Source organism: Microvirga sp. P5_D2 (assembly GCF_054049475.1).
Genome location: NZ_JBFUMH010000075.1, coordinates 1 through 23,631, shown reverse-complemented (window position 1 = coordinate 23,631; position 23,631 = coordinate 1). Strand labels below are relative to the sequence as shown.

18 protein-coding genes and 3 pseudogenes are annotated in these 23,631 nt (G+C 61.2%); 4 read left to right on the top strand and 17 right to left on the bottom strand.

Annotated features, from left to right (window positions below; all coding sequences use genetic code 11):
- The 4 genes and pseudogenes from ACXJKO_RS18230 to dusB form a co-directional block, all read right to left on the bottom strand.
- A pseudogene (locus tag ACXJKO_RS18230) lies at positions 1 to 845 on the bottom strand (PAS domain-containing sensor histidine kinase); the annotation flags it as partial.
- A gap of 95 nt (positions 846 to 940) precedes the next feature.
- Complete coding sequence (ntrC, locus tag ACXJKO_RS18225; RefSeq protein ID WP_457092506.1) at positions 941 to 2,404, bottom strand: nitrogen regulation protein NR(I); 1,464 nt, start codon at positions 2,402 to 2,404, stop codon at positions 941 to 943.
- Positions 2,405 to 2,417: 13 nt separating this feature from the next.
- Positions 2,418 to 3,518, bottom strand: coding sequence for a two-component system sensor histidine kinase NtrB (locus tag ACXJKO_RS18220; protein WP_457092505.1), 1,101 nt, complete (start codon positions 3,516 to 3,518; stop codon positions 2,418 to 2,420).
- The gene (gene dusB, locus ACXJKO_RS18215) at positions 3,515 to 4,534 is read right to left on the bottom strand and encodes a tRNA dihydrouridine synthase DusB (RefSeq protein ID WP_457092504.1); all 1,020 of its coding nucleotides are present in this window, start codon (positions 4,532 to 4,534) and stop codon (positions 3,515 to 3,517) included. Before dusB ends, ACXJKO_RS18220 begins: the two co-directional genes overlap by 4 nt.
- Before the next feature lie 107 nt (positions 4,535 to 4,641).
- On the opposite strand from dusB, the gene ACXJKO_RS18210 reads away from it, so the two are divergent.
- Together ACXJKO_RS18210 and ACXJKO_RS18205 are read left to right on the top strand one after the other, a co-directional pair.
- A complete protein-coding gene (locus ACXJKO_RS18210) occupies positions 4,642 to 5,823 on the top strand; it encodes a bifunctional 2-C-methyl-D-erythritol 4-phosphate cytidylyltransferase/2-C-methyl-D-erythritol 2,4-cyclodiphosphate synthase (RefSeq protein WP_457092503.1) in 1,182 nt (393 codons plus the stop codon).
- Between the two features lie 4 nt (positions 5,824 to 5,827).
- Complete coding sequence (locus ACXJKO_RS18205; protein ID WP_457092502.1) at positions 5,828 to 6,313, top strand: CinA family protein; 486 nt, start codon at positions 5,828 to 5,830, stop codon at positions 6,311 to 6,313.
- A gap of 19 nt (positions 6,314 to 6,332) precedes the next feature.
- Here the strand turns inward: ACXJKO_RS18205 and ACXJKO_RS18200 are convergent, their stop codons facing one another.
- The 3 genes from ACXJKO_RS18200 to lipA are packed head-to-tail and all read right to left on the bottom strand — an operon-like array spanning position 6,333 to position 8,304.
- The gene (locus ACXJKO_RS18200; RefSeq protein WP_457092501.1) at positions 6,333 to 6,803 is read right to left on the bottom strand and encodes a type II toxin-antitoxin system RatA family toxin; all 471 of its coding nucleotides are present in this window, start codon (positions 6,801 to 6,803) and stop codon (positions 6,333 to 6,335) included.
- A 3-nt stretch (positions 6,804 to 6,806) separates the two neighbouring features.
- Positions 6,807 to 7,331: an AAA family ATPase gene (locus tag ACXJKO_RS18195; protein ID WP_457092500.1), complete on the bottom strand. Its 525-nt coding sequence runs from the start codon at positions 7,329 to 7,331 to the stop codon at positions 6,807 to 6,809.
- 13 nt (positions 7,332 to 7,344) lie between these two features.
- Positions 7,345 to 8,304, bottom strand: coding sequence for a lipoyl synthase (gene lipA / locus ACXJKO_RS18190; RefSeq protein WP_457092499.1), 960 nt, complete (start codon positions 8,302 to 8,304; stop codon positions 7,345 to 7,347).
- Between the two features lie 398 nt (positions 8,305 to 8,702).
- On the opposite strand from lipA, the gene hmpA reads away from it, so the two are divergent.
- The gene (gene hmpA, locus ACXJKO_RS18185) at positions 8,703 to 9,917 is read left to right on the top strand and encodes an NO-inducible flavohemoprotein (RefSeq protein WP_457092498.1); all 1,215 of its coding nucleotides are present in this window, start codon (positions 8,703 to 8,705) and stop codon (positions 9,915 to 9,917) included.
- 168 nt (positions 9,918 to 10,085) lie between these two features.
- Here the strand turns inward: hmpA and ACXJKO_RS18180 are convergent, their stop codons facing one another.
- Positions 10,086 to 10,388 carry a protealysin inhibitor emfourin gene (locus tag ACXJKO_RS18180; protein WP_457092497.1) on the bottom strand — a complete coding sequence of 101 codons (303 nt, stop codon included), beginning with the start codon at positions 10,386 to 10,388 and terminating at the stop codon, positions 10,086 to 10,088.
- 39 nt (positions 10,389 to 10,427) lie between these two features.
- Entirely contained in the window at positions 10,428 to 11,720 is a 1,293-nt protein-coding gene (locus ACXJKO_RS18175; RefSeq protein ID WP_457092496.1) for a M4 family metallopeptidase, read from the bottom strand.
- A gap of 647 nt (positions 11,721 to 12,367) precedes the next feature.
- On the opposite strand from ACXJKO_RS18175, the gene ACXJKO_RS18170 reads away from it, so the two are divergent.
- The gene (locus tag ACXJKO_RS18170) at positions 12,368 to 13,381 is read left to right on the top strand and encodes a magnesium and cobalt transport protein CorA (RefSeq protein WP_457092495.1); all 1,014 of its coding nucleotides are present in this window, start codon (positions 12,368 to 12,370) and stop codon (positions 13,379 to 13,381) included.
- Positions 13,382 to 13,517: 136 nt separating this feature from the next.
- Here the strand turns inward: ACXJKO_RS18170 and ACXJKO_RS18165 are convergent, their stop codons facing one another.
- The 8 genes and pseudogenes from ACXJKO_RS18165 to ACXJKO_RS18130 form a co-directional block, all read right to left on the bottom strand.
- Positions 13,518 to 15,230: a catalase gene (locus ACXJKO_RS18165; protein WP_457092494.1), complete on the bottom strand. Its 1,713-nt coding sequence runs from the start codon at positions 15,228 to 15,230 to the stop codon at positions 13,518 to 13,520.
- 321 nt (positions 15,231 to 15,551) lie between these two features.
- Positions 15,552 to 17,783 (bottom strand): Ig-like domain-containing protein, encoded by a 2,232-nt coding sequence (locus ACXJKO_RS18160; protein WP_457092493.1) that lies wholly within the window; start codon positions 17,781 to 17,783, stop codon positions 15,552 to 15,554.
- Between the two features lie 242 nt (positions 17,784 to 18,025).
- A complete protein-coding gene (gene lpdA, locus ACXJKO_RS18155) occupies positions 18,026 to 19,465 on the bottom strand; it encodes a dihydrolipoyl dehydrogenase (RefSeq protein WP_457092492.1) in 1,440 nt (479 codons plus the stop codon).
- A gap of 109 nt (positions 19,466 to 19,574) precedes the next feature.
- Positions 19,575 to 20,987 carry a pyruvate dehydrogenase complex dihydrolipoamide acetyltransferase gene (locus ACXJKO_RS18150; RefSeq protein ID WP_457092491.1) on the bottom strand — a complete coding sequence of 471 codons (1,413 nt, stop codon included), beginning with the start codon at positions 20,985 to 20,987 and terminating at the stop codon, positions 19,575 to 19,577.
- A gap of 23 nt (positions 20,988 to 21,010) precedes the next feature.
- The gene (locus ACXJKO_RS18145; RefSeq protein ID WP_457092490.1) at positions 21,011 to 21,307 is read right to left on the bottom strand and encodes a DUF5076 domain-containing protein; all 297 of its coding nucleotides are present in this window, start codon (positions 21,305 to 21,307) and stop codon (positions 21,011 to 21,013) included.
- A gap of 422 nt (positions 21,308 to 21,729) precedes the next feature.
- Positions 21,730 to 23,181: a pyruvate dehydrogenase complex E1 component subunit beta gene (locus ACXJKO_RS18140; RefSeq protein WP_457092489.1), complete on the bottom strand. Its 1,452-nt coding sequence runs from the start codon at positions 23,179 to 23,181 to the stop codon at positions 21,730 to 21,732.
- Positions 23,182 to 23,244: 63 nt separating this feature from the next.
- Positions 23,245 to 23,481: pseudogene (locus ACXJKO_RS18135) on the bottom strand (thiamine pyrophosphate-dependent enzyme); the annotation flags it as partial.
- Positions 23,482 to 23,494: 13 nt separating this feature from the next.
- A pseudogene (locus ACXJKO_RS18130) lies at positions 23,495 to 23,623 on the bottom strand (pyruvate dehydrogenase (acetyl-transferring) E1 component subunit alpha); the annotation flags it as partial.
- Positions 23,624 to 23,631: the final 8 nt, after the last annotated feature.

The window sequence follows — 23,631 nt, the reverse complement described above, 5'->3', positions numbered from 1 at the left end:
TCATAGATCTCGACGCCGCGCTCAGCCACGGCGGGAAACTCGACCGCGCGTGGATCGACCTCGCGGGCAAGATAAAGGATCCGCCCGTTATGCGCGTCCAGCTTCAGGACCGACCGGAAGATGTTGCCGGTGCTCTGAAAGAGGCAGAGAGCCTCCTGGTTGCTCGCATCCTCCAAATCGGCAGCGGTCGGCTCCGGATTGCCCGGCAGTTTCTTGCTCTCGATCCGCTCCACGACCCGGCCATCCGGCTCCACGATCATGGCGAGAGGAAACCCTAAGAAGACCGCGCGGGAATTCATGAATTCCTGAAACAGCTTTCGATCCGCATCGAAGAGAACCTTGGCCCGGTTGAGATCGGCTGCCATGAGCTGGGTCTCGCGGGCGAGCGTCCGGCACTGTGTCTCGCGATAGGACCTCGCGATCTCCACCGTGTTGAACATCAGATCTCTGATAGTGCCCGTGAACCAGGGATCGAGGCCACGCTCCAAGGTGACAGTGGCCACGCCTGCTACGAGAACAGCCGGCAGAACCGCCACGAGACTGAAAAGACCCACGATGCGGACATGAAGCCCCGCCGCGGCAGCCCCCGCCTTGTGCTCCCGTACGAGCTTGCGGGCCTGCCAGGCGACAATGCCGATCAGAAGCGCGATCAGAATGCCGTTCAGGATGAACAGCCAAACGACCACATCATGAGTGGGAAGGATCGGCGTTGCGCCGGCCAGGACGAGGAAAGTCGTCAGGGCGGAGCCGAGCGCCGTCAGAACGGCCACATAGCCCAGCCAGCCGAATCCCCGTTGGCCCGGCTCAGCTGTCTGGTGCTGCTCTTGTATGCTCTGGTCGTTCAAGACGTGAGGCCCCGCAAACCGGGTGCCTCGATGCGGCACCCTTTAGAAGGTGATGCACCAACACAACACTGTGGTCAAATTATTACAGCCACGGCTTAAGCGCGGTTTGTTCGCACCACCATGAGCTCAAGGTCCCGCACTTTCTTGCGCAAGGTGTTGCGATTGAYGCCCAAGAGTTCCGCCGCTCGAATCTGATTGCCACGGGTTGCCGCAAGGGCAGCGCCGATCAGCGGCCCTTCGATCTCGCGCAGGATTCGGTGATAGAGCCCTGGAGGCGGCAGCGTATCCCTGAACCCGGAGAAATACTCGGCCAGGTGTCGCTCGACGGCATCGGAAAGCCCTTCCGAGTTCTGCTGAGCCTGGGTCGACGGCTTACCCGCCGGCTGGGGCGGCAGCAGGGGCTGGGAGTCCAGTTCCGAATCGACGATGGCGCCAGTGATAGTGTCCTGCGGGTAAAGAGCCGCCAGACGCCGGACCAGGTTTTCCAGCTCGCGGACATTACCCGGCCAGCGATACCGCTTCATCCGGTCCATGGCCTCCACGTCGAGCTGCTTGCGGGCCAGCCCCTCCTTCTCGACCAGCACGAAGAAGTGACGGGCGAGATCAGGAATGTCCTCCACCCTTTCCCGCAGGGGCGGAAGGCGCAAGGGCACCACATTGAGCCTGAAATAGAGATCCTCGCGGAACAGTCCCTGCTGGATCAGGATTCTCAAGTCCTTGTTCGTGGCGGCCACAATGCGGACATTCGTCTTGATCGGCACGCGTCCGCCGACGGTGGTGTATTCACCCTGCTGGAGAACGCGAAGCAGACGGGTCTGCGCCTCCATCGGCATGTCGCCGATTTCATCGAGGAAAAGCGTGCCGCCTTCGGCCTGCTCGAAGCGCCCGGTATTACGCGCGGTCGCGCCCGTGAAAGCGCCCTTCTCGTGGCCGAACAACTCGGACTCGATCAGCTCGCGCGGGATCGCCGCCATATTGACCGCCACGAAGGGGCCTTGGCGGCGCTTGCCGTAATCGTGCAGCGCCTTTGCCACCAGCTCCTTGCCGGTGCCGGATTCACCGGTGATCATCACGGTCAGGTCGGTGGGCATCAATCGCGCAAGGGCGCGGTAGATTTCCTGCATGGCGTGCGAGCGGCCGACGAGCGGAATATCCTCGTTCTCCGCGCTCGGCGCATTCGCCACCGGATTGCGAGGCCGTGAAAGTGCGCGTCCGACAACGGCCACCAGCTCTTTCAGGTCGAAGGGTTTCGGAAGATACTCGTAGGCGCCGCGCTCGGATGCCTTGATGGCCGTCATGAACGTGTTCTGGGCGCTCATGACGATGATCGGAAGATCGGGCCGCAGCTTCTTGATGCGAGGCAAAAGATCGAACGCGTTCTCGTCCGGCATCATCACGTCGGTAATGACGATATCGCCCTCGCCTTGCGCCACCCAGCGCCACAAGGTTGCGGCGTTACTCGTTGACCGCACTTCATAACCGGCCCTGGAGAGAGCCTGGTTCAGAACCGTCCGAATGGCGGCATCGTCATCGGCGAGAAGAATTTGTCCGCTGGGCATATGTTTTTAAGCCTCAAATATCTGCTTCGCGTCCGTCATTGGCGCGATGCATCGGCAGGAGAATTCGGAAACTCGTACGGCGTGGGGCCGGCTCACATTCGACGATTCCGCCGTGATCGCCGACGATTTTCGCCACCAGCGCAAGTCCAAGGCCGCTGCCCTGGACCTTGGTGGTCACGAAGGGATCGAAAAGATCGCTCATGAGTTCGGGCGGAATGCCCGGACCGTTGTCGCTCACGCTGAGTTCAATCGGCAGGCTCACCCGTTCCTGAGCGCCCGGAATCTGCAGTCGGACGCCTGTGCGGAATGCCGTCGAAAGAGTGATCTCCCCATCCGTGGCATCGATGCCGACCGCTTCCGCAGCGTTCTTCAMGAGGTTGAGGGTGACTTGGATTAGCTGATCCCGATTGCCGAGAACCGGCGGGAGGGAGGGATCATAATTCTCGACGAAGCGGATGTGCCGCGCAAAGCCGGATTGGGCGAGACGCTTCACGTGGTCCAGCACACCGTGAATGTTGATCGGACCGCGGTCGATAGGACGTTCCTCTCCGAACAACTCCATGCGCTCGACGAGTTTCACGATGCGATCCGTCTCGTCGCAGATCAGCCGCGTCAGGAGACGGTCGTCCTCGTTGGCGGATTGCTCGAGCAATTGAGCAGCGCCGCGAATGCCCGACAGAGGATTCTTGATCTCGTGCGCCAGAAGTGCGCCAAGTGCGGTGATGGATCGTGCTGCTCCGCGATGGGTGAGCTGCCGGTTCATCTTGTCCGCGATGGTGCGTTCCTGAAGCATGATGATGACGTTCTCGCCGTCATCCCCGAGCGGGGTCGCGAACACATCGACGATGCGCTCGGATCCCATGCGCGGACTGCCGATATCGACCCTGTGCTCACTGACGCTGGAGCCTCGATGACGCACATCGTCGACGAGTGCCATCACGGGAGAGTCGAATGGCAGGAAGTCGCTGAGTTTCTGGCGCTGCATCATGCGCAGGCTCATCTCGAAGAATGCCTCGGCAGCAGCATTGCCGTGAACGATCTGGTGATCCCGGCCAATGATGAGAACCGGCAGGGGCAGCGCATTCACGATGAGGTCGTTCATGGCAATCGTCATGCGGCCTCCCGTGCGCGCTCAGTATAAAGGGATCGCAACAGGGTCATGACAGCCTTTGGATCGGTCGACGTCACCAGTTCGGCACGAACGGATGGAGGAACATGGAACCCCATGGAAATGGCGGTTTCGGCATAGGCGGCGAGGTGCTTTCGGGCATGGCGGATACCGACATGCGGGCCATAAAGTTCGAGAAGCCCCTCGTAGTGCTCCAGGGCGATTTCGGTCAGCTCCTCCGCTGTGGGATCCGGCATGCTGCGCCCCTGAAGAGCGGCCCCGATCTGGCCGACGATCCACGGCCGCCCGACGGCGGAACGCCCGATCATCACGGCGGATGCTCCCGATGCCGCGAGGCAGGCCCGCGCATCATCGAGCGAGCCGATATCGCCATTGGCGATGACGGGAATGCCCACAGCCTGCACAACGGGAGCAATCGCGCTCCAATCCGCCCTGCCCTTGTAGAATTGCTGCCGCGTCCGGCCATGCACCGTCACGGCCTTGACGCCGAGCGCCTCGGCACGGCGGGCGAGCTCGGGCGCGTTGATGGTGTCATGGTCCCATCCCAGCCGCATCTTGACGGTCACGGGAACGCCGGCAGCGGTCACGGTGGCCTCGATAAGCCGGCTGGCATGGTCCAGATCGCGCATGAGGGCGGAGCCTGAATAGCCTCCGATCACGCGTTTGGCGGGACAACCCATGTTGATGTCGATGATCCGGGCCCCTGCCCCTTCGGCCACCCGCGCAGCCTCGGCCATCCAATGGGGCTCGCAGCCGGCGAGCTGCACCACATGGGGTTCGATCCCGGAACCCTCGGCCCGCAACTGAGCCTCCTCGGAGCCTTGGACAAGCTCGTCGGATGCCACCATCTCGGACACGACGAGGCCCGCCCCCCAGCGCTTGGCAATGCGCCTGATAGCGACATCCGTGACACCGGACAGGGGCGCGAGCACTGATGGGGTTTCGACACGGATGGAACCGATATCAAATCCCCACTCGCCTATTTTTTGATCAAGATTCATTATGCCTAATTAATAGCCAAAGCGCGGGCCAGCGCAAGCCCCGGTCCACGAAATTTGCCTATTCGGCAAGTCACGCTTAGGAGAGCACCTGTCACAGAGGCCCGCTTATGTCAGTCGTCGCCCTTATCGTTGCCGCAGGACGTGGATCGCGAGCAGGCGAAGGTGTGCCGAAACAATATCGCTCTCTGAATGGCCTAACCGTTCTGGAACTGACCCTCGACTGCTTTCTCAACCATCCGAAGATTGATCGCGTCATGGTGGTGATCCACCCAGACGACAATGCGCTTTACAGTAAAGCCATCGGCTCGGTTGGTGGCGACGAACGCCTCCTTCCCGTCGCCTATGGTGCAGAAACGCGGCAGGATTCGGTCAGGAATGGGCTGGAGGCTCTTTCGAGTGTCATGCCGGATCTCGTTCTCGTTCATGATGCCGCCCGGCCTTTCGTCAGCAAAGAACTCATCGAACGGGCCATCGACGCGGCGGCAACCTGGGGTGCGGCTGTCCCAGGCATCCCGGTGACGGATACGATCAAGGTTTTGGGCGATCAGGACATGGTGGCATCCACACCCGATCGCGCCAGACTCCGGGCCGTCCAGACGCCTCAGGCTTTTCGCTTTGCCGAACTTATCGAAGCTCATCGCAAAGCTGCGGCCGCCGGACTTCATGCCTTTACGGATGACGGCGCGTTGGCCGAATGGGCCGGTCTCCCCGTGCACGTCTTCGCCGGAGAATCTGCGAATATCAAACTGACACACCCCTCCGATTTCGCGGAGGCGGAGCAGCACCTGAAAGGCTCACGCATGACCTATGTGACCCGCGTTGGAACAGGCTTTGATGTGCACGCCTTCGGCGAGGGCGACCATATCTGGCTTGGCGGGATCAAAGTTCCCCATGACAGCGGCGTCATCGCGCATTCGGACGGAGACGTGATCCTGCATGCCCTGACCGATGCCATTCTCGGCGCTCTGGCCGATGGCGACATCGGCACGCATTTCCCGCCCAGCGATCCGCAATGGCGCGGCGCGTCCTCGGACCGATTCCTCGCTCATGCAGTAAGCCTTGTGCGGGATCGTGGGGGATTGCTCGACCATCTCGACGCGACCCTGCTTTGCGAGAAGCCCCGCCTCGGCCCTCACCGCGAGGCCATGCGGCAGCGGATCGCCGAGATCTGCAATCTCAGGCTCGATCAGGTTTCGCTGAAGGCGACGACAACCGAGAAGCTGGGCTTCACGGGCCGCAGCGAGGGAATCGCGGCGCAGGCCGCCGCAACGATCAGACTGCCGGAGTAAGCCCATGATGCCAGAATTGAAGCACCGCGCAGATGCCCTCCTCAAGGCCTATGAGCGGGAAGGCCTGAAGATCGCGACCGCGGAATCCTGCACGGGCGGTCTCGTTGCTGCCCTGCTCACCGAAATATCCGGTTCCTCCAGCGTGGTGGAGAGAGGCTTCGTCACCTATTCCAACGAGGCGAAGACCGAGCTGATCGGAGTGCCCTCCGATCTCATCGCCACACACGGCGCCGTCAGCGAGCCGGTGGCTCGCGCCATGGCGGACGGAGCGCTTGCCCGCTCGCGTGCCGATGTGGCTGTAGGCATCACCGGCATCGCAGGCCCCGGTGGTGGAAGCGCAGCGAAGCCTGTCGGCCTGGTGCATTTCGGCTTGGCCCGCAAAGGCAGGCCGACGCTACATCTCGAACGACGCTACGGTGATCTCGGCCGCGTGATGGTGCGCTGGAAGGCTGTCGAAGATGCTCTTGGGCTTTTCGAATCCGCATTGTGATGCCTGCCCTCTAGTCTCCTCACCCCGTCGCCATCGATCCTTTCGCACCGAACACCTGATCCGCCCGCTGCTCGAAGGCTTCGGTGAATTTGCGGAAGGCCTTCTCGAAGACGGTGCCCATGAGCAGGCTGAGCGCGAAGCTCTTGAACTCGTAATTGATGTAGAATTCCACATCGCAGCCGGTGGGCGTGGGGTGGAAGGACCAGCGGTTCTCCAGATATTTGAACGGCCCATCCACGTACTCGACCTGAATGCGCAGGCGCGGTTCGTCGAGCGTCACGCGGGTGGTGAAGCTCTCCTTGATCGCCTTGTAGCCCACGCTCATATTCGCGACGAGGGTCTCGACGCCCTCCCCGCTCTGCACGCGGCGGATGATGCGAAGGTCCTCGCAGAGCGGCAGGAATTCCGGGTAGTTTTCCACATCGGCGACGAGGGAAAACATCTCGGCCGGCTTGTGCTTTACAGGTCGCGTCATGCGGAACGTCGGCATAGGTTAGGCGGCCTCCCTGAGGCTTGTCAGCGCGACCTCGAGGGCCGGAATGTCGGAATGTGAGCGCAGTACGAAAACCCGCTGTTCGGGGCGCAGTCGTTCGAGCATACGGACGGTTTTTGGACGCATGCTTTTCGGATAATTCCAGATCCAGCGCATGAAGGACCAGTCGAAACGCTCCGGTCCCGCGGAACCGAGATCGGAACGCGTCCGCCCATAATTCTTCACGACGCGCCAGAGAACCCCGGCGATGCAGCGCCAGCGCGGCAGATCGAGCCACACGATCGCGGTGGCGCGGGGCACGCGCAGATCGAAGGTGCTGGAATAATTCCCGTCCATGATCCAGGTCGGACGAGCGGCGAGAGCCTTCACGCGCTCACGCCATTCGGCGCGCTTCGGCATGGCCCAGCCCGGCCCGAAATATTCCCTGTCCAGATGAATCAGCGGCAGGCCCAGCCGTGTCGCAAGGCGATCCGCCAGCGTGCTCTTGCCCGAGCCTGGAGAGCCGATGACCAGAATGCGCTGCATACCCCATCCGAAGTTAGCCGAGCTTGGCGAGACGGGCCGCCTTGAGCTTGGCAAAATCCTCGCCTGCGTGATRCGAGGAGCGCGTCAGCGGGGTCGAGGAGACGAGGGAGAAACCCTTGGCATAGGCAGTGGTTTCAAAGGCCTTGAACTCGTCCGGCGTCACGAAGCGGATCACGGGGTGATGCTTCTTTGTGGGCTGGAGGTACTGGCCGATGGTCATGAAATCCACTTCCGCCGAGCGCAAATCGTCCATGAGCTGGAGAACCTCGTTCCGCTCCTCGCCGAGGCCGACCATAATGCCGGACTTGGTGAAGATGGTCGGGTCGAGCTCCTTCACCTGCTGGAGCAGGCGGATGGAGTGGAAATAGCGCGCGCCGGGGCGGACCTTCAGGTATCTCCCGGGCACTGTCTCGAGGTTGTGGTTGAACACGTCGGGCTTGGCCGCGACGACAACTTCCAACGCGCCGGGCTTTCTCAGGAAGTCAGGCGTCAGAATCTCGATAGTGGTCTTAGGACTGCGGGCGCGGATGGCGTGGATCACATCCGCGAAATGCTGCGCGCCGCCATCGGAAAGGTCGTCGCGGTCCACGGACGTGATGACCACGTGTTCGAGGCCGAGCTTCTCGACCGCCTTCGCCACGCTCTCCGGCTCGTTGGGGTCAAGGGCCTGCGGCATGCCGGTCTTCACGTTGCAGAAGGCGCAGGCGCGGGTGCAGGTGTCGCCCATGATCATGAAGGTGGCGTGCTTCTTCTCCCAGCACTCGCCGATATTGGGGCAGCCCGCCTCCTCGCACACGGTTACGAGCTTGTTCTCGCGCACGATGCGGTTGGTCTCGGCCCATTTGGGCGAGCCCGGCGCCTTCACGCGGATCCAGTCGGGTTTGCGTTGCTGAACAGGCTGGTCCGGCCGATGCGCCTTTTCCGGATGGCGGGGACGGTTATCCTTGTTCAGAAGGTCGAGAACGACAGCCATGAAGCAAAACCCTTGGGATCGGAGGCCTCAAGCCCCGGTGCTGGCTTGATTTAAGACTTTTGACGCATCTTCGCAAATGCTGAAGTAGCAAGGCGGGGTTGCTGTGGAGCAGGCCGCCTCGGCTGACGGCCCCGAAAATCCTCCTCTGGTGAGGAAAGCGGTCATTGAACATTGTATCAAATCACCGCTCTCAAGAAGGCATCATTCTCTGGCTCTCGATTCACGGTGATTGCGCTTATAGGGCTTCCCTAAGGACATTTCCTAAGTTCCCGGGCACCTCACCACGGCGTAACCGTCAGCCATCCCAAGGGTGGGATCATTAGGGCTGCGCCATATCGATGCCTCGTACTTCTGCGATCATCCCGTCCGCCCACGACGAAGTGTCTAAGGATGATCCCATGTCCACCTCGCTCAGCGATATGACCATATATCTCGTGAAGGCCACCGTTCCCGCCCTGCAGGAGCACGGGCTGGCGATTACACAGCGCATGTATGAGCGCATGTTCCAGAACGAGGAGATCCGCGATCTCTTCAACCAATCGCATCACGGCGAGACCGGCTCGCAGCCCAAGGCGCTCGCAACGGCCATTCTCGCCTATGCCCAGAATATCGACAATCTCGGCGCGCTTGCTCCAGCGGTCGAACGCATCGCGCAGAAGCATGTTGGGCTCAACATTCTGCCCGAGCATTATCCACATGTGGCCGATGCTCTGCTGGGCGCGATCAAGGATGTGCTCGGTAACGCCGCGACCGACGAAATCCTCGCTGCCTGGGGCGAGGCATATTGGTTTCTCGCCCATGTGCTGATCGGGCGCGAGACAGCCATCTACACCAAGCTCGCCACAGCCCCCGGCGGCTGGAGCGGATGGCGCAACTTCCGGATCGAGAGCAAGCGTCAGGAGAGCGACATCATCACCTCCTTCTTGCTCCGGCCCGAGGACGGCAACCCGGTCCTGCGCCATCAGCCAGGTCAGTACCTGACCTTCTGGATCGAGGTGCCGGACCAGCATCCGCTCAAGCGCAATTACAGCATTTCGAGTGCGCCGAATGACGGGACTTACCGGATCTCCGTGAAGCGAGAGCCGCAGGGTATCGCGTCGAGCTGGCTGCATGACCACACGGACGCAGGCACGATCCTCAAAGTGGCTCCGCCTGCGGGCGAGTTCTTCCTGAACGAAGAATCCCCCAGGCCGGTGGTGCTCCTGAGCGGCGGTGTCGGCCTGACGCCTATGATGAGCATGCTTGAGACGATTGCCGCCCGATACCCGAACAAAGCGACCCATTACGTACATGGCACGCTGAACGGCGCGACCCATGCCATGAGGGACAGGGTCCGCTCCCTGGCGCAGGCCTATCCCAACATCAAGGCCACCACTTTCTATGTCGATCCGCGCCCCGAAGACAGGCTCGGAGTCGATTACGATCACCAGGGAATGATTACCGTGGATTGGCTGCGTGCCAACACCCCTCTGGACGAGGCGGGTTACTATCTATGCGGTCCGCGGCCATTCCTGCGCGCCTTCGTAGGCGGCTTGGCGCTAGCCGGCGTTCGCTCGAACCGCATCCACTACGAGTTCTTCGGCCCCGCCGACGAAATCCTTGCGGCCGCCTGAGCATTCCAGACGTCTAGTCTCGGCGCTTTGCAGTGCCCAAGGGTGAAGGGTCGAGAGCGCACAAAGAACAGTCCGGTTCAATCTGTGTGAGTGAAGAATCTGACGGCCCCTCGCGCGCAGCCTCGGACCAGAACCGAACATTGCGCCTCTCAGGATGACGAAATCACTTCATTTCAGGTGTTGCTCAAGCAAGACCAGAAGGTTCGCCAAAGCATGAGACATGTTGGTATCTGAGCACTTGAGAACGGTTCGACGGTCGCCGTCCTCCACCGTGATCGTGTAGCTCATAGCGTCGCGGGCACGCCCGGGGCTATTCTCATAGACCGGCGATGCGGCCGTTGCAGCCTCGATCAGTCCGGAAATTTCCTTTGCGGTTGTTGGCGATAAAGTGCTGGTCTCCAGAACCTGAGGAGGACGGCCAAGAAGTATCCCGGCCGCCTGTCCACCATGTTTTGCCAAACTGACTTTCATCTCAGGTCTCGCGCCTGTCAGGGGATTCCGCAGCGGCTATCAGGAGTTTGCTGAACGAGGGGATCGTGAGTTGCCTGGGCGCGATGACGATAACCCTGGCTCTGTCGGCATTCGCTTCCCCTTCAGAGTGCTGACCTCCTTGGACAGTGCAGTCACCTGACCGGACAAGGCCTCGATCTGTCGGGCTAGGACAGCCAGGACGTCTCCTTCGTGGCCTGCCCCCTCGCTTGCGGCAATCGCACGGCCCCGGCCCCGAAGGGGTCTCGCCGGCATGCCGCTGATGCGGATTCCCACCTCTCGCCATGCAGCCAGCACGGCCTGCTGCTCCATGCTGCCTGTCCCGTACAACTCACCAGCCATGAGATACGTTTTGTCGGCAAATTCCTGAAACTCGGTTGTCGGGCCAGAGGCCTTCAGAGCCTCGTACCAGATGAGAGCAGGCGCTTCCCAGGCATATCCCCCGACCCCCGTGGCGGTAAGATAGAATGCCTTGTTGGGGATGCCGGAGTTGATATGGACGCCGCCATAATCGCCCTCCTCAGTATCGGGCAAATGGGCGAATTTGCTCATGTGATCCGGCTGCGGATCCTTGCCGAAGGTCTCGTTATCATAGGCGGTGCCCGGCGCCTTCATGGACCGCAGTGCATCTGCTTCAATGCCGGGAGTGAACACTTCCGCTCCGATGAGCCAGTCGGCCTGTTCAGCCGTTTGCCCGAGCGACCACTGTTTCACCAATGACCCGAACACGTCCGACATCGACTCGTTAAGCGCCCCGGATTGGTTATGGTATTCCAGGCCAGCGACATGCTCGGTCACTCCATGAGTGAGCTCATGGCCGATCACATCAAGGGAGCTGGTGAAGTCTGTGAACATGACTCCATCCCCATCTCCGAACACCATCTGTTGGCCGTCCCAGAACGCATTGTTATAGCTCGCGCCGTAGTGGACATATCCGTCAAGACGCATCCCCTGATCGTCAATGGAATTGCGATCGAGCACCTCGCGATAAAATTCCCTAGTGGCTCCCAAACCATCGAAGGCGCGGTTGACCGAGATGTCGGCAGACGCCTCACCTTGCTCTGTGCGAGCCAGGACAGCGCTAGGAAGCCAATTGCTGTTCTGGCAATCGAAGATGCTCCGGCGGCCATCCGTGGGAGCAGCCGAGAGGCCGGTCCCGAAGGTAGCCCGCAGCGACCTTTGGCCTCGCAATCTGGCTGTACCCAGGAGAGTGTTGAGAGCGGCTTGCCGGACCTCTTTGTTGTCGCTCTCGAGAAGTTTACGAAGAAGGTGGGGAGGAATAATGCAATTGAGGCAGCGGCAGGTCTGGATCATATGAAACCTCCAGCTCGAAACCGATCTACGGATTTTTCGTCCGCGACACGCAAATCTTCTTGTCCGCTTAGCAACGGCGGCAGGCATGCGGTATGTTTCTGAAGTATATCATTCTTGGCGGGAAAGGATACTCGGACCTCACTCTGCCTTAGCCAACCCAGCTTGAGAGCTTTCGCCAAGTGGCAACCTGAAGGTTGATGCGCAATTTCATTGCTTGACTTGTAAAGCTGCTGCAGAGCGGAAGAGATTTGTCGCGATACGGGTGTAAGCTGTGTCAGGACCCTAGGGGCCTCAGCAAAGGATGACTATCTCGCCGCAAGCGATAAGAGTGACAGAGGATCGGCGCTGGTGGAGTCCTTTGGCCTCCGCAGCCATTTGGCAACGCGACGACAATCGTAAGGCTGAAGGCCACAACATGAATGAAAGTCCGGTTTCGGCGCTAAGCGGACTTTAGCGTCGCCAGTTTTGGATAACTCTCCGTTTGCGGATCAATTTCGAAGCTGCACCGCTGGGTTCTTTGCCAAGGTTGCATTCATCGGCGCATAGGCCACCCCGGTTTTCGCGCCGACAGAAAAACCTTAAAGCGAGAGCTGCCGCCAATCCTCTCCTCGCCTTGGCACCCGCCGCCCCGCCGCGCGTTAACCCATATGGCCAAGTCGCTCAAACTCGCCGCATCGCGGCCTGCACACCCGCCCGGCGTTGTCGCCTCGGCGGTTTATGCAGGCGGGCGGCGTTTGGCCGATATCGCCATCGAGGAGGCGGGTGGCTGGTCGCACAAGCCCGGGCATGTGGTGTGGATCGGCCTGCACGAGCCCGATCTCGATCTTCTCAGCAAGGTGCAGAAGCAATTCGACCTGAACGATCTCTCCATCGAGGATGCGCTCAAGGCGCACCAGCGGCCCAAGCTCGAACAATACGGTGAGGCGTTGTTCGTCGTTGCGCGCACGGCGCAGATGGTGGAGGGGCGCATCGCGTTCGGCGAGACGCATCTGTTTGTCGGGCGAGGCTATGTGGTGTCCGTCCGCCACGGCGCCTCCACGACTTATATTCCGGTGCGCGAACGCTGCGAGGCCATTCCGCAGGCGTTCTCGGAGGGAGAGGACTTCATTCTCTATGCCATCCTCGATTTCATCGTCGACAATTACATGCCGGTGATCCAGACCATCCAGGAGGAAGTGGAGGAGATCGAGGACAACATCCTCGCGGAAACCTCGGAGTCGTTTCATGTGCGGCGGCTCTATGAGCTTCGGCGCGATCTCCTGCGGCTGCGCAATGCCGTCGTGCCGCTGGTGGAGGTCTGCCGGCGTCTGGAGCATCCGGGACTGCCCGGCATTGACGCCTCCATGTATCCGCTGTTCCGCGACGTGTCTGATCACATCCGCCGGGTGCAGGAAGAGATCGAGTCCTTGCGCGAAGTGCTGGCCTTCGCGTTCGAGACCAGCCTGATGACCGGCCAGGCGCAGCAGACGGAGATCACCCGCAAGCTCGCGGCCTGGGCCGCGATCCTCGCCGTGCCCACAGCGGTCGCGGGCATCTACGGCATGAACTTCGACATCATCCCCGAGCTGCACTGGAAATACGGCTATGCCTTCGTGCTGACAATCATCGCGCTGGTCTGCAGCTTTCTGTACTGGCGCTTGCGCCGGAGCGGATGGCTTTAGTGGCAATCGTAGAAGTGACGCGCCATGCGGCATCCTCGGGATGAGGGCAGAGCACACTGAAGCGACAATGGCCGGGACAAGCCCGGTCATGACGCGGCGGGCGGCGCAAACCGCCCTCGCCTTTCAGCGCTCGTGTTTACTCTGCCGCTTGTTTCGCCGGTTCCGTCGGCACATTGCGCATGCCGCCCAACACCTCTTCCGCTGAGGCCTTATAGTTCTTCACGGAACTCGTCCACTGGCCCCAGACGGTCGGATCGATGATATCGCCGTTGTTGCCGAGATTCTTGAGCCGACGTTTCTCGTCATCCGTCAGCACCTGCTTCGCCAGCGGCGGGAGGTTGCGCACATCGTCGGCGGTGATGCCGATGATCTCGCCGACGCGGCGGCCGTAATCGTCGTGCACCATCAGGAAATGCCACACCATGCGCTCCTGCACGTCGCGCTCGCATTGGCCGAGCAGCGTGCCCATGTTGAGAACGAGGTCGTCGCGCTCCCAATCCATCATGGTGCAATAGCGGCCGCGCGCGTGAATGTAGTCGTTGCGGCGCTCGATCACGCTGCGAGTGAGACGGCCGTGGACTTCCGGCGGATTGTTCGGCTCCTCGCGCGGGGATTCATGCAGGCCGTTATGGATCGACGGCTCGTAGTTCACATGCGGGKTCTGTCCCGGCGCCAAGTCTCGACGATAGGACATCTGGCCGCCATTGAGGTTCGTCGAAACCTTGGCGCTCTTCGCCTGGTTGACCGGGATCTGGAGATAGTTGGTGCCGACGCGATGGCGCTGCGTGTCCGAGTACGAGAGCGTGCGGCCCACCAGCATCTTGTCGTCGGAGAAGTCAAGACCGTCCACGAGCACGCCCGTGCCCATGGCGATCTGTTCGTTCTCGTTGAAGTGATCCTCCACATTGCGGTTGAGCGTCATGACGCCCACATGGCGCAACGGGAAATCCTTCTCCGGCCAGATCTTGGTGTCGTCGAGCGGGTCCCAGTCGAGCTCGGGATGCTCATGGTCCTCCATGATCTGCACATACATGTCCCATTGCGGGTGCTCGCCGCGCTCGATGGCCTCGAAGAGATCCTTCGAGGCAGAGCCGAGATCCTGCCCCTGCACCTTAGCCGCCTCCTTTGCCGTGAGGCTCGCAAGGCCGCAGCGCGGATGGAAATGATACTTCACGAGAACCGTATCGCCTTGCGCGTTCACCATCTTGTAGGTGTTGACGCCAAAACCTTCCATGTGCCGATAGCTTGCTGGAATGCCGCGCGGGCTGAACAGATGCGTCAGCATATGCATGGCTTCCGGCGTCTGGCTCATGAAGTCGAAGATGCGGTTTGGCTCCTGGCGGAAAGTGACCGGATCGGGCTTGAGCGAATGGATGACATCCGGAAACTTGATAGCGTCGCGGATGAAGAACACTGCGAGGTTATTGCCGACGAGATCCCAGTTGCCGTCTTCCGTATAAAACTTTACGGCGAAGCCGCGCGGATCGCGGGCGACCTCGGAAGAGTCGCGGCCGCCGATCACGGTTGAGAAACGGATCGCTAGTGGCGTCTTCTTGCCGGCTTGCTGGAATAGCTTGGCGCGGGTGTATTTCGAAGCGGGCTCGTCACCGATCTTGCCCGTAACCTCAAGCTCACCGTAGCACACGAAGCCGCGGGCATGGACGACGCGCTCAGGAATACGCTCGCGGTCGAAATGGGTGATCTTTTCCAGGAACTGGTAATTCTCCAGTGTAGCCGGACCGCGCGCGCCCACGGTGCGCTGCGACTGGTTGTCGGTAATCGGATGACCCTGCCGGTTCGTGAGAACCCGATCCGTCGTTCCCGACGGTGCTTTCGGCGTCTTGTCCATTTATGCGTTCCCTTAAGCTGCCTTTGAAGGCTTCTAAGCTCAAAGCGAAACAACTGGATGACGCGGTGGTTCCAAGAAGGTCTGCGCGCCTCACGCGGGAGCCTTTTTCATCGAAATAGGTTACTGCAACGTTCTATCGATTCACTAATCAGCTAGGGCCAAGCTGTCCTCGTCCCTACCCCTGGAGCCGCYCTTCCAATGGTAAGGAACACATGAAAAGAGCCGCCCCACTCGCGTGAAAGCGGCTCTCTTTATTTCAATCGAACACCGTCAATGATGTGGAACAGCGCGCTATGTGCCGCTCCACACCTTTGTCACGGATCAGACGATAAAGAAGTCGTCAGCCGTTACCTTGCTACCGACCTTCACCTTGGCGAATTCGATCCCCTTCTTGCCGCCCAGACCATCCGCGTCATAGGAGATCGCGCCGGTCTTGGAGTTGAAGTTGATGTAGTCGTTCTTGTCCTTCGCACCGTCGATGCTGAAGTACTTCTTGGCCAGCTTGGTGGGCTTCAACTCCGTGCCCTTGCCGAGCTTCTTGAAGATGGCGTCGTCGAGCCAGATCGAATCGTCCTTCGCGTTGAAGTCCGTGATCGTGTCGCGGTTGGCGATCTTGGCGTCCAGCTTGCTGTTGAATACGAAGACGTCCTTGCCCTTGCCACCCGTCAGCGTGTCGTTTCCGATGCCGCCACCGAGACGGTCGGCGCCGGTTCCGCCCACGATCTTGTCCTTGCCTTCGCCGCCGAACAGAACGTTGTTGCCAGCCGCAACCGTGACGGTCTCATTGGCGATGTCCGTCAGCGAAACGGTGAGGATCTTGTCGACATTGGTCGTTCCGTCGAAGACGCGCACCGTCACCTGGTGGGTGGTCGCCTGCTCGTAATCGAGCAGCAGGCCGTTCTTCACCACGAGCTTGTTGCCCTGAACGGCAAACCGGCCGCCGGCATCATTCAAGAGGCTATACGTGAGAGCAGCGGTGTCCACGTCCGTGGAGGACAGGTCGCCGACCACGGTGCCGTTCGCAGCATTCTCAGCCACGGTCGCGGGCGAGAGAGCCGGAGCCGTCGGAGCATCGTTCACGGAGCTGATCGTGACGTTGACCGTCTGCTCGACAGTGCCGCCCTTGCCGTCGGAGACGACGATGGTGAAGCTGTCGGTGCCGTGCACGTTGGCGGTCGGGGTGTAGGTGAACTTGCCGTCTTTGAGCGTGACGACGCCCTTCGCCGGGCCTTCACCGTCCTTGATCGCGTAGGTCAGGGTGTCGCCGTCTTCATCGTCAGCGCCGATGTCGACGCCGACCAGGGCCACGTCTTCGTTCGTGGTGATGTTGCGAACCGCCTCTACGGTCGGGGCATAGTTGATCGCAGTGCTGGCGTCCTTCAGGGCCGCGACGATATTGACGACGCCGAAGAATTTGCTGCCTGTCGCGGCGCTGCGAGCCTCGATGATGAGATCGGCAAGATCCATCGCGAAATTGGGGGACTGGCCCAGACGCGTCACGATCTGCTTCAGCACCTTGGTATAGTCATCCGCTTTGAGGACAGCCACACGCGCGGCGACGGCCTCGTTGCCGACAACCTTCTCCCACTCGGCAATCAGCGCCTGGCGCTCGTCGCTGAGCAGCTCGACATAGTCCTCAATCGCCTCTGCCATTTCGAGGACGTCGGTTGCATTGTCGATAGCGTTGATGAACTGGAACTTGGCGTACTCGACGTTGATCTGGTGAGCCAGCTCTTCCTGGAGATTTTCCAGGGAGGCGTAATCGCCGAACAGGGTGGCGACTTCCTTCAGCCCAAGCGCGATGGCTTTCTGGCGACCGGCATCGTCAGGAAGCTCACGGAAATGTGCGAGGGCTTCGCCGGACAACAGCTGGTCCTCGTAGGCGTCGATGGCGGCCAGAATATCCAGATCCGTTGCATCGTCGTCGTTGAAGGCATCGAGGATGATATCGTCGGTCGCTTCGTCGAGGGCGGCCATGATCTTGCCGTCGCCGAAGAACTTGCCGCCTGTCATGGTGCCGCGGGCTTCGAGCAGGCGAGCGCCAAGGTCTGCCATGTAATCGGCATTATCAACATGGAGGGCAATTTCGGAAAGAACAGTGGTGAAGGTATCGGCCTTGAGGACAGCCACACGTGCGGCAACGGCCTCGTTACCCGAAATGGCTTCCCACTCCGCAATCAGATCCATGCGATGCTCGTACAGAGGACCACCGTAGTTGTAGATTRCATCAGCCATCTCAGCCGCATCGGCAGCATTGTCGATGGCGATGATGAACTGATACTTGGCGTATTCGACGGTGATCTGGTGAGCCAGTTCAGCCTTGATCTCCTCAACGGTCTCGTAACCACCGAACAGCCGGGCGACTTCCTTCAGCCCGAGCGCRATCGCCTTCTGGCGGCCCGCGCCGTCGGGAAGTTCGTTGAAGAGGACGTCATTACCGTCCGAGAACAGCGAAGCGGCATAGGTGTCGATGGCTTCGAGGATCGCCGCGTCAGTGGCGGTCGTATCGTTGAAAGCAGCGAGGATCGCGCTGTCGTCTAGGAGAGAGTACATGGAGAGAAACCCGGTATGGAGTGAAAACGCCGGGTTTATAGGACAATTTGCCGAAATATTACAACATATAAATAGGGCGGGTGATCTTTATTTGTACGCCCCAAAAATTGAGAAACTCATCTCATTTCAAGGACTTCAGAAATACTAGGAAGAGCGAACCAGTCAGCTGGGATGGACAATATATCCCAACGGAAAGCCCTCACCCTCCCCGAAAGAAGGGTGAAGGACTAGATTCAATAGAATCAGATGTGGATCGCGCGTCCGTAGGCGTCCATGACGGCTTCGTGCATCGTTTCCGAAATGGTCGGATGCGGGAAGACGGCATGGATCAGGTCTTCTTCCGTCGTCTCTAGGTTCATGGCGATCACGAAGCCCTGGATCATCTCGGTCACTTCCGCGCCCACCATGTGCGCACCGAGGAGCTGGCCGGTCTTCTTGTCGAAGATCGTCTTCACCATGCCGTCCGGCTCGCCGAGCGCAATCGCCTTGCCGTTGCCGACGAAGGGGAAGCGGCCGACGCGGATGTCGTAGCCCTGCTCCTTCGCCTTGGCTTCGGTGAGACCGACCGACGCGACCTGCGGGTTGCAATAGGTGCAGCCCGGGATCTTCGCCTTGTCCATGGCATGCGTGTGCAGGCCCTTGATGGTCTCGACGCAGATCACGCCCTCGTGCTCGGCCTTGTGCGCGAGCATGGGCGCGCCCGCTACGTCGCCGATGGCATAGATGCCGGGCACGTTGGTGCGACCGAGACCGTCCGTCACGATCACGCCGCGCTCGATCTTCACGCCGATCTKTTCCAGGCCGAGATTCTCGATATTGCCGACGACGCCGACCGCCGAAATCATCCGCTCTGCGGTGATCGTCTGCGTGCCGCCCTTGCCGTCATCGATGGTGGCGGTGACAGAATTTGCGCCCTTCTCCACCTTCGTGACCTTGGCGCCGGTAAGGATCTTCATGCCCTGCTTCTCGAAGCGCTTGCGGGCAAGCGCCGCAATCTCCGCGTCCTCGACGGGCATGATCTGCGGCAGCACCTCGACCACGGTCACCTCGGCGCCCATGGTGCGATAGAACGAGGCGAACTCGATGCCGATGGCGCCGGAGCCCATGACGAGCAGCGACTTCGGCATGGACGGCGGCACCATGGCCTCGAAATAGGTCCAGATCAGTTTGCCGTCCGGCTCGATGCCCGGCAGAGCGCGCGGACGCGCGCCGGTGGCGATGATGATGTTCTTGGCAGAATAAGTGCCCGGCTCCAGCACACCCTTCGGCGTCGGATGCTGCGGCTGCATGGCTTGCTTTTTCGGAGCCGTCACCACGACTTCGCCGGGCTTCGAGATCGAGGCTTCGCCCCAGATCACATCGACCTTGTTCTTCTTCAGCAGCATGCCCACGCCGCCGTTGAGACGGCCCGACACGCCGCGCGAACGCTGCACGATGGCGGCAGCGTCGAAGCCGATACCCTGAGCAGACAGGCCGTAATCCTTGGCGTGCTCCATGTAGTGGAAGATTTCCGCCGAGCGCAGCAGCGCCTTGGTGGGAATGCAACCCCAGTTGAGGCAGATGCCGCCCAGATGCTCGCGCTCCACCACGGCGGTCTTGAACCCAAGCTGCGCCGCGCGGATCGCGGCCACATAGCCGCCCGGACCGCCGCCGATGACGATGATGTCGTATTGGTTTGCCATCGAATTTTCCCCCGTCATGCCCGGGCTGGACCCGTGCATCCGCGTCTTCGCGTGCCGGGCCGTTGAAACAAGGCGTGGATGGCCGGCACAAGGCCGGCCATGACGTTGATTAAACCAGCATCCCCATCGGATTCTCGATGAGCTGCTTGAATGCCGCGAGAAGCTCCGCACCGAGTGCGCCGTCGACCACGCGGTGATCGCAGGAGAGCGTCACGGTCATGGCTTGCACGATTGCCGGGGCGTTGTTCTTCACCACCACGCGTTGCTCGCCCGCGCCGACGGCGAGGATCGTGCCCTGGGGCGGGTTGATGACGGCCTGGAAGTTCTTGATGCCGAACATGCCGAGGTTGGACACGGCGGTGGAGCCGCCCGTGTATTCTTCCGGCTTCAGGCGACGGTTGCGGGCGCGGCCCGCCATGTCCTTCACCTCGGCGGAGATGGCGGTGAGCGTCTTGGTCTCGGCCTTGCGCACGACCGGCGTGAACAGGCCGCCTTCGATGGCGACAGCGACGCCCACATCCGAATGCTTCATCTTCAGAATGCGATCCTCGGCCCAAACCGAATTGGCGGCAGGCACGCGCTGGAGCGCCATGGCGAGCGCTTTGATCACGAAGTCGTTGACCGAGAGCTTGTAGGCGGGCTTGCCGTCCTTGTCCTTGCCGGCTGCGGCATTGACCTGCTCGCGCAAAGCCATGAGCGCGTCGAGCTCGCAATCGAGCGACAGGTAGAAATGCGGAACCGTCTGCTTGGACTCGACAAGGCGCTTGGCGATGGTCTTGCGCATGCCGTCGAGTGGCACTTCCTCGTAGGTGCCGGCCTCGAACATGGCCTTGACCTGATCGGCGCCCATGCTTGACGCAAGCTGCGGCGCGGCGGACTTCGCGGCGGGAGCAGCAGCGGCTGCAGGAGCAGCGGCGGGCTTGGCGCCGCCACCTTGGAGAGCCGCGCGCACGTCCTTTTCAACGATGCGGCCACGCGGGCCGGAGCCCTGGATCGAGGCGATGTCGACGCCGGCATCCTTCGCGATGCGCTTGGCAAGCGGCGATGCGAACACGCGGTTTCCAGCGGCCTGCGACCCTGCCCCGTTTGGCTTCGCGGCCTGCGCCGGGCCTGCGGGAGCCTGATCGACACGGGCATAGGACATATGCGCATTGGCATCGCCCTGCACCGTGTTCGCCTGCGGCTGCGGCGCTGCGGCGGGAGCAGGTGCGGCTGGAGCCTCGGCCTTCGGTGCGGGTGCGCCGCCGCTCGCGGGGGCGGTCACGCTCTTGGGATCCTCGCCCTCGCCTGCGATCAGCGCGATGAGCTGGTTGACCGGGACATCCGCCGTTCCCTCGGGCACGACGATCTTGGCGAGGATTCCTTCATCGACGGCCTCCACTTCCATGGTGGCCTTGTCGGTCTCGATCTCGGCGAGCACGTCGCCGGACTTCACCGTGTCGCCTTCCTTCTTCAGCCACTTGGCAAGGTTTCCCTTTTCCATGGTGGGGGAAAGAGCGGGCATCAGGATATTGATGGGCATGGCGTTTTGGATCCTGAGCTGAGTTAGTTGACAGCGTGCGTGGAGCCGGGATCGCTCGGATCGTCCAGCTCGGCTTGAATTCCTGCCGCGATCTCCGCCATGGCCTCCTCCTCCGAGAAGTCGGTTTCCATGGCATAGATGTGCGCGGCGTGACGGGCGAGATCCACCAGGAGCACGCCCCAGGTGAACGGATCGTCGAAGGCGCGGCGAAGCGCGATGCTCACCGCCCCATCGACCACCGAAGCCCTCAAAATCTCGACGCCACCCTTTTCGAGCGCATCGGGCGGAACGTTGAGAGCTTCGAACTTTTTGTCGGTCATGCACCGAACTCCGTCAGAAAGCGGAACATCCTGCACCTCCTCCTGGATTTTGCCGACAACGCAGAACCTGTGCGTTGGCATCATCGCTAGCTGGGATCAGGAACATGTAGTCCGGTTTGCGGATATCGCCCTTGCAAGCCACGTTCCATAGGCTTCTTCCATCCGAGGTACGTTCTGTCATCCGTGCCGCGTTGAACTTGCACGATTGTTCCCCAGAGGAAGTCAGCAACCGAGTAAAGACGGCAAGCCTCTCCCCCTGAGAGACTGATGCAAGTGCATCCGTAGAAGTCCCGGCAGGTTTGATGACGGACCGCATCTGCAGAGCAGCCTGATAATTGGCCGAGGGCCCAATTCCGCAACCTGCAAGGCCGACAGCCAGAGCACCAACCAGCAATGGAAACCGAAGCATCATCACTTTGGCCTTACCGATAGCAAACGGCCTTCGCAGCCTGGATGACCTCGGCCACCGATGGGAGGGCGAGCTTTTCCAGGTTGGCCGCGTACGGCATGGGAACGTCCTTGCCGGTCACACGGAGCACGGGCGCATCGAGATAGTCGAACGCGTGTTCCATGATGCGCGAGACGATTTCGGCGCCGACGCCGGATTGCGGATAGCCCTCTTCCACTGTGATGCAGCGGCCCGTCTTCATGACGGAGGCGACGATGGTGTCGGTGTCCATCGGACGGATCGTGAGCAGGTCGATCACCTCGGCGGAGATGCCTTCCTTCGCGAGTTCCTCAGCGGCCTTGAGCGCATAGCTCATGCCGATGGAGAACGAGACGATGGTGACGTCCTTGCCCTCGCGATGAATGCGCGCCTTGCCGATGGGCACGATGAAATCATCGAGCTTCGGCACCGGGAAGGACTGGCCGTAGAGAATCTCGTTCTCCAGGAAGATCACCGGGTTCGGATCGCGGATCGCGCTCTTGAGCAGGCCCTTCGCATCGGCGGCCGAGTAAGGTGCTACGACCTTGAGGCCGGGGATCGCGGAGTACCATGCCGCGAATTCCTGGCTGTGTTGGGCGCCCACGCGGGCAGCGGCACCGTTGGGGCCGCGGAACACGATGGGAGCGCCGAGCTGGCCGCCGGACATGTAAAGGGTCTTCGCCGCCGAGTTGATGATCTGGTCGATCGCCTGCATGGCGAAGTTGAAGGTCATGAACTCGACGACGGGGCGCAGGCCCGTAAACGCCGCGCCGACGCCGACGCCGGCGAAGCCGTGCTCGGTGATCGGCGTGTCGATGACACGCTTAGGCCCGAACTCCTGCAGCAGGCCTTGGGTGACCTTGTAGGCGCCCTGGTATTCGGCAACCTCCTCACCCATCACGAAGACCTTGTCGTCCTTGCGCATCTCTTCGGCCATGGCATCACGCAGGGCTTCGCGAACCGTCATGTTGACAAGCTCGGTGCCTTCCGGAATTTCCGCCATGGCGTCGTAGGCGGTGCGGCTGGTGATCACTGACGGAGCAGCAGGCTCCGCGACGGGCGCTGCATCCGTACCCGGAATCGAATCCGGCGACGGCCTGTCGGCCATGCCTTCGCGTTCCATGTCCGGCGTGGGTGCGCCCTGCGCTTCAGGAGCCGGAGCAGCCGGCGCCTTGGCCGACGACGCTGCCTTCGACACATCCTCGCCTTCGCTTGCCAGCACGGCGATGGGCGTATTCACCGCAACGTTGTCGGTGCCGTCGGAGACGAGGATCTTCGCGAGGATACCCTCGTCGATCGCCTCGACCTCCATGGTCGCCTTGTCGGTTTCGATCTCGGCCAGCACGTCGCCGGGCTTGACCTGATCGCCTTCTTTTTTCAGCCACTTGGCCAGTTTGCCCTGCTCCATGGTGGGTGAGAGGGCAGGCATGAGAATATCGATCGCCATGAAAGACTCGTGTTGCTTGTGTCGCTGCGGCGAAGCTTTGAGGAGCGGCGCTGAACGCGCCGCTTAAAGCAGGATGTCCGTGTAGAGCTCGGACGGATCGGGCTCGGGATCGTGCGTGGCGAACTCCGCCGCCTCGTTGACGATCTCGCGCACCTTGCTGTCCATGGCCTTCAGCTCGTCTTCCGACAGCTTCCAGCTCTCCAGGAGGCGGCGGCGCACCTGCTCGATAGGATCGAACTCCTCGCGCATGCGGGTCACTTCGTCCTTCGTGCGGTACTTCGCCGGGTCGGACATGGAGTGGCTTGCTGTCCATGGCCTTCAGCTCGTCTTCCGACAGCTTCCAGCTCTCCAGGAGGCGGCGGCGCACCTGCTCGATAGGATCGAACTCCTCGCGCATGCGGGTCACTTCGTCCTTCGTGCGGTACTTCGCCGGGTCGGACATGGAGTGGC

Excerpts from the sequence above, each read along its gene's own strand:
- dusB (WP_457092504.1), bottom strand. The coding sequence starts at position 4,534 with ATGAATCTTGATCAAAAAATAGGCGAGTGGGGATTTGATATCGGTTCC.
- ACXJKO_RS18210 (WP_457092503.1), top strand. The coding sequence starts at position 4,642 with ATGTCAGTCGTCGCCCTTATCGTTGCCGCAGGACGTGGATCGCGAGCA.
- ACXJKO_RS18205 (WP_457092502.1), top strand. The coding sequence starts at position 5,828 with ATGATGCCAGAATTGAAGCACCGCGCAGATGCCCTCCTCAAGGCCTAT.
- ACXJKO_RS18200 (WP_457092501.1), bottom strand. The coding sequence starts at position 6,803 with ATGCCGACGTTCCGCATGACGCGACCTGTAAAGCACAAGCCGGCCGAG.
- ACXJKO_RS18195 (WP_457092500.1), bottom strand. The coding sequence starts at position 7,331 with ATGCAGCGCATTCTGGTCATCGGCTCTCCAGGCTCGGGCAAGAGCACG.
- hmpA (WP_457092498.1), top strand. The coding sequence starts at position 8,703 with ATGTCCACCTCGCTCAGCGATATGACCATATATCTCGTGAAGGCCACC.
- ACXJKO_RS18180 (WP_457092497.1), bottom strand. The coding sequence starts at position 10,388 with ATGAAAGTCAGTTTGGCAAAACATGGTGGACAGGCGGCCGGGATACTT.
- ACXJKO_RS18175 (WP_457092496.1), bottom strand. The coding sequence starts at position 11,720 with ATGATCCAGACCTGCCGCTGCCTCAATTGCATTATTCCTCCCCACCTT.
- ACXJKO_RS18170 (WP_457092495.1), top strand. The coding sequence starts at position 12,368 with ATGGCCAAGTCGCTCAAACTCGCCGCATCGCGGCCTGCACACCCGCCC.
- ACXJKO_RS18150 (WP_457092491.1), bottom strand. The coding sequence starts at position 20,987 with ATGCCCATCAATATCCTGATGCCCGCTCTTTCCCCCACCATGGAAAAG.
- ACXJKO_RS18145 (WP_457092490.1), bottom strand. The coding sequence starts at position 21,307 with ATGACCGACAAAAAGTTCGAAGCTCTCAACGTTCCGCCCGATGCGCTC.
- ACXJKO_RS18140 (WP_457092489.1), bottom strand. The coding sequence starts at position 23,181 with ATGGCGATCGATATTCTCATGCCTGCCCTCTCACCCACCATGGAGCAG.